Source organism: Stenotrophomonas sp., assembly GCF_032103445.1.
In the GTDB taxonomy this organism is placed as follows: Bacteria; Pseudomonadota; Gammaproteobacteria; order Xanthomonadales; family Xanthomonadaceae; genus Stenotrophomonas.
Genome location: NZ_DAMDFR010000125.1, coordinates 1 through 4,715, shown reverse-complemented (window position 1 = coordinate 4,715; position 4,715 = coordinate 1). Strand labels below are relative to the sequence as shown.

Here is a 4,715-nt window from a genome sequence, read left to right as displayed (position 1 = left end):
CGCCACCCACACCTCGCGCGCGCCGGCCTGCAAGGCGCGTTCGGCCACGCGCAGCACCAGCGGCGTGCCGCCGATCAGGCGCAACGGCTTGCCCGGCAGGCGCGAGGCGGCGTAACGGGCCGGAATGGCAACAACGAAATCGACGGGCTGGCTCATGGGGACCTTCTTGGCAGTGACGCGGGGTGAAATCCGTGGCGCTCAGCGCTTGCCGAGCTTGTCCACGCGGTCGAGCAGGCTGACCCAGAACGCTGCCGGCAGCTCCGCCGACAGCAGCACGGCGAAATGCCATTCGTTGGCGAACGGCTTGCACTTCACCGCATCCTTTTCGGTCATCAGCACCGGCAGCTCACTGCCGAAACGCAGATCAGCCGGCACATAGGCATGATGGTCGGCGAACGCATGCGGCACCACGCCGATGCCTTCCGCGCGCAGCATGTCGAAGAAGCGCTGCGGATGCGCGATACCGGCCACCGCATGCACGCGCTGGCCGCGGAAGTGCGACAGCGCGCGTGCACGGCCACCACTGAGCGGCAGCGCGGTGTCGATGTGCAGTTGCATGGCCCATTCGCCGAATCCGCAGGCGTTGATCGCCGCCGGGTCGGCACTGGCCTGACCCAGGTTGACCACGCGGAAATCGCATTCCTGGGCGCGGCTGGCGGGCTCGCGCAGCGGTCCGGCTGGCATCAGGCGGCCATTGCCGTAACGACGCTGTGCGTCGACGACTTCAATTTCCACATCGCGGGCCAGGCGATAATGCTGCAGGCCGTCGTCGCAGACGATGATGTCGCAGCCCGCTTCGATCAACGCACGGCCGGCGGCCACGCGGTCGGCATCCACACGCACCGGCACGCCGGTCTTGTAGGCAATCAGCACCGGCTCGTCGCCGCCCAGTGCGGTCGGCGTGGTGGCTTCGACCCAACGCGCCACCTCGGCCTGCTCACGGCCGTAGCCACGGCTGGCCACGCCCGGCTTCCAGCCGGCTTCGCGCAGGCGGTTCACCAGCGCGATGGTCAGCGGCGTCTTGCCGGTGCCGCCGGCGGTCACGTTGCCGATCACCAGCACCGGCACCGGCAGCGTGTACTGCTTGAGCCAGCGGCGGCGGTACAGACGACGGCGCAGCGCCACCACCGTGCCGAACAGCGGCGCGATCAGGCGCACGCCCAACGGGACCGGGCTGCCGTCGTACCAGAACGACGGCGTCTGGGTGCCTTTGGCGGCCATCAGGACTGCCTTTCGCGGAACTGCATGCTGTGCAGGTGCTCGTACAGACCGCCCATGGCCAGCAGTTCGGCATGGGTGCCACGTTCGACGATGCGGCCGTGATCCATCACCAGCACCTGGTCAGCGTGCTCGATGGTGGACAGACGGTGCGCGATCACCAGCGTGGTGCGCTCGGGCATCAGGCGCTGCAGCGCGTCCTGCACCAGCCGTTCGGATTCGTTGTCGAGTGCGGCGGTGGCTTCGTCGAGGATCAGCACCGGTGCGTCGCGCAGAATCGCCCGCGCAATCGCCAGACGCTGACGCTGGCCGCCGGACAGCAGCGCGCCGTTCTCACCGACCGGGCTCTGCAGCTGCTGCGGCATGCGCTCGATGAATTCCCAGGCGTTCGCCGCTTCAGCGGCGGCACGGATCTGTTCGTCGGTGGCGTCCATGCCATAGGCAATGTTCGCGCCGACGGTGTCGTCGAACAGCATCACCTTCTGGCCCACCATCGCCACCTGCCGGCGCAGATCGGCCAGCGGGTAGTCGTCCAGTGCAACGCCATCCAGGGTGATGCGGCCGCCACTGGGCTCGTAGAAGCGCGGCACCAGCCGGATCAGGCTGGTCTTGCCACTGCCGGAACGACCGACGATGGCGGTGACCGTACCCGGTTTGGCCACGAAGCTGATGTCATCCAGAGCCACGCCGGTGTCTTCGCGGTAGCGCAGCATGACGTGTTCGAATGCCAGCTCGCCGCGCGCGCGGCCAATCTTCTTCGTGCCTTCATCGCGCTCGACCGGCATGTCGAGAATGCCGAACAGACGCTCGGCCGCGGCCACGCCGCGCGAGATCGAGGTCTGCACGCTGGTCAGGCGGCGCAGCGACGGAATGATGGCCATCATCGAGGTCATCAGGCCCATGAACTGACCGGCGTTGAGGCGGCCGGCCAGGGCTTCGCGGGTGGACACCCAGACGATCACCGCCAGCGCCAGCGCGGCCAGGAACTGCACCGTGCTGGAAGCGAACGCGCGGGTGGTTTCCACCTTCATGTTCAGGCCGAGCATGCGGTTGGCCAGACGGGCGTAACGCGAGATCTCGTGTCGCTGGGTGCCGTGCACCTTCACTTCCTGCTGCGCGGCCAGCGACTGCTCGGCGGTCTGCGCCATGTTGCCCATGCCGTCCTGGATGCCACGGCTGATGCGGCGGTAACGCTTGCCCACGATGGAGACGATGACGCCGATCAGCGGCACCACCACCAGCATCGCCACGGTCACCTTGACGCTCATCTGCAGCATCACCACCAGCATGGCGATGATGGTCAGGGTGTCGGCCACCAGGGTCTTGAGCGCATCCGCGCTGGCCTGGGTGACCTGTTCGGTGTCGTAGTTCAGGCGGCTGACCATCACCGGCGTGGCTTCGGTGTCGAAGTGCGACGACGGCAGATGCAGGTATTTTTCCAGCACCTGCTCGCGCAGGTCGCGGACCACGCTGCGGCCGGTGCGGGCCAAGGCGTAGTCACTGACCAGGGTGGCCAGGCTGCGCATCAGGAACAGGCCCAGAATGGTCAGCGGCAGGATCACCGCCATGCGCGGCTCGGGGTTGACGAAGCCACGGTTGACCAGCGGGTCCATCAGCTTGGTGAAGTGATAGCCGGCCAGCGCTTCGACCACCATGGCGATCACCGCGGCCACCATGAACACCCAGTAGGCCTTGGTGTAGCCGAGCAGGCGTTTGTAGATCGGCCAGATGGGCGCGTGTTGTTTGTTGCTCATGGAGTACGCACCTCCGGCGCGGTAGCGATGGCGATGCGACGGAAACCGAGCTGGCCCAGGGCATCCTGGGCGGTGACCACGGCCTGGTACGGGGTGCGGGCGTCGGCGCGCAGCAGCACGGTCTGCTCGCGGTCGTCACCGGCCACGGCGGCGATGGTCTGCTTCACCGATTCCACGTCGGTGCGCAGCACTTCCTGGTCGTTGATGAAATAACGGCCTTCGGCATTCACCAGCACGCTCAGGGCGCGCGGCGGCTCGCTGTTGTCCTGCTGGCTGGCGGTGGGCAGCTGCACCTGCAGGGTGGAACGCGCGTCGAAGGTGGTGGTGACCACGAAGAAGATGATCAGCACCAGGATGACATCGATCAGGGGCACCAGATCGATGTGCGGTTCGTCCTGGACCCGGTCGTTGCGGATGCGCATCCGTCAGCCCTTGGCCGTGACGGGTGCGGCAGCGGCCGACGCAGCCGGTGCACGGGCGGAGGTGTTCATCACCCCCGGGCGGCCGTCGAGCGCGTCCAGCAGCGCGGACGCCTCCATTTCCATTTCAATCACATAGCCGTTGATGCGGCCCTTGAAATAGCGATGGAACATCAGCGCGGGAATGGCCACGATCATGCCGGTGGCGGTGCACACCAGCGCCTTGCCGATGCCGCCTGCCAACTGGTTCACGTCGCCCACACCGTGGTCGAGGATGCCGAGGAACATCTGGATCATGCCGATCACGGTGCCGAGCAGGCCCAGCAGCGGGCCGGCCGAGGCGATGGTGCCCAGTGCGTTGAGGAAGCGCTCCATGCGGTGCACGAGGTGACGCCCGGCATCTTCGATGCGCTCGCGGATCTGGTCGCGCGGACGGTTGCGTGCTTCCAGTGCGGCGGCCAGCAGCGCGCCCAGCGGCGAGTTGGCCCGCAGCGACTGGATGTGGTTCGGGTCGAGCTTGCCGCGCGCGGCCCAGTTGCGCACTTCCTGGCCCAGCCCCGGGGGCAGCACCTCGTTACGCCGCAAGGTCCAGAAACGCTCCAGGACAATCGCCAAAGCCAGAACGCCCAACAGCAGCAGCGGCACCATCGGCCAGCCACCGGCCTTGACCAGTTCCCACACGTTTCAACCCTCCGGCCCACTGGCCGCCTGTTTGCTGGCCGATAGAATAGCAGCCGACCGCGCCTGCTCCGCGGCATCCCACCAACGGCGCTCGAAAAGCCGCTGTTCACGCACCTGCAGCCCCTGCGGGCCCAGCCACACGCGCAGCGCCCCGCTCTCGGCCGTGTTCAGCACCTCGGCCCCGACCGCCTGCCAGCGCGCCACCACCTCCGGGCGCGGGTGCCGGAAGCGGTTGCCGTGCCCGGCCGAGACCAGTGCCAGCCGTGGCGACACCGCTTGAACCCAGGCCGGGCTGGACGAGCCGGCACTGCCATGGTGGGGTACCACCACGACGTCGGCGCGGAGCATGCCCGCGCTGTCGCGCAGCAGGGCGGCTTCCTCGCGATGACCGATGTCGCCGGCCAGCAGCACGGCCCCGTGTTGGGTTTCAATCCGCAGCACGCAGCTGCTGGCGTTGCCGTCGTAGGCACTGCCCGGTGCGGGATGCAGCAACTGGAAACGCACCTCGTCCCAGTCCCAGTGCTGCCCGGCGTGACACGCGGCCGCACTCTGCAGCGCCCCCGGCGGCGCCTGGACGGTGGCCTGCGGGAACGCCCGGCGTACCGCGCCGAGGCCACCGGCGTGGTCGCGGTCGGTGTGGCTG

At 68.1% G+C, this 4,715-nt stretch carries 5 protein-coding genes and 1 pseudogene; all 6 read right to left on the bottom strand.

Annotated elements, in window-relative coordinates; translation table 11 throughout:
* Positions 1–156, bottom strand: a pseudogene (locus tag RT551_RS21155) (3-deoxy-manno-octulosonate cytidylyltransferase); the annotation flags it as partial.
* A 42-nt stretch (positions 157–198) separates the two neighbouring features.
* Positions 199–1,221: a tetraacyldisaccharide 4'-kinase gene (gene lpxK, locus RT551_RS21150; protein WP_313462149.1), complete on the bottom strand. Its 1,023-nt coding sequence runs from the start codon at positions 1,219–1,221 to the stop codon at positions 199–201.
* Positions 1,221–2,972 (bottom strand): lipid A export permease/ATP-binding protein MsbA, encoded by a 1,752-nt coding sequence (gene msbA, locus RT551_RS21145; protein WP_313462147.1) that lies wholly within the window; start codon positions 2,970–2,972, stop codon positions 1,221–1,223. The genes lpxK and msbA overlap by 1 nt, the downstream gene beginning before the upstream one ends.
* Positions 2,969–3,394, bottom strand: coding sequence for a biopolymer transporter ExbD (locus tag RT551_RS21140; RefSeq protein ID WP_311190798.1), 426 nt, complete (start codon positions 3,392–3,394; stop codon positions 2,969–2,971). The genes msbA and RT551_RS21140 overlap by 4 nt, the downstream gene beginning before the upstream one ends.
* Positions 3,395–3,397: 3 nt before the next feature.
* Entirely contained in the window at positions 3,398–4,072 is a 675-nt protein-coding gene (locus RT551_RS21135) for a MotA/TolQ/ExbB proton channel family protein (RefSeq protein WP_313462144.1), read from the bottom strand.
* Positions 4,073–4,075: 3 nt separating this feature from the next.
* A partial coding sequence (locus RT551_RS21130) for an MBL fold metallo-hydrolase (protein WP_345785170.1) occupies positions 4,076–4,715 on the bottom strand: 640 nt, incomplete at its 5' end.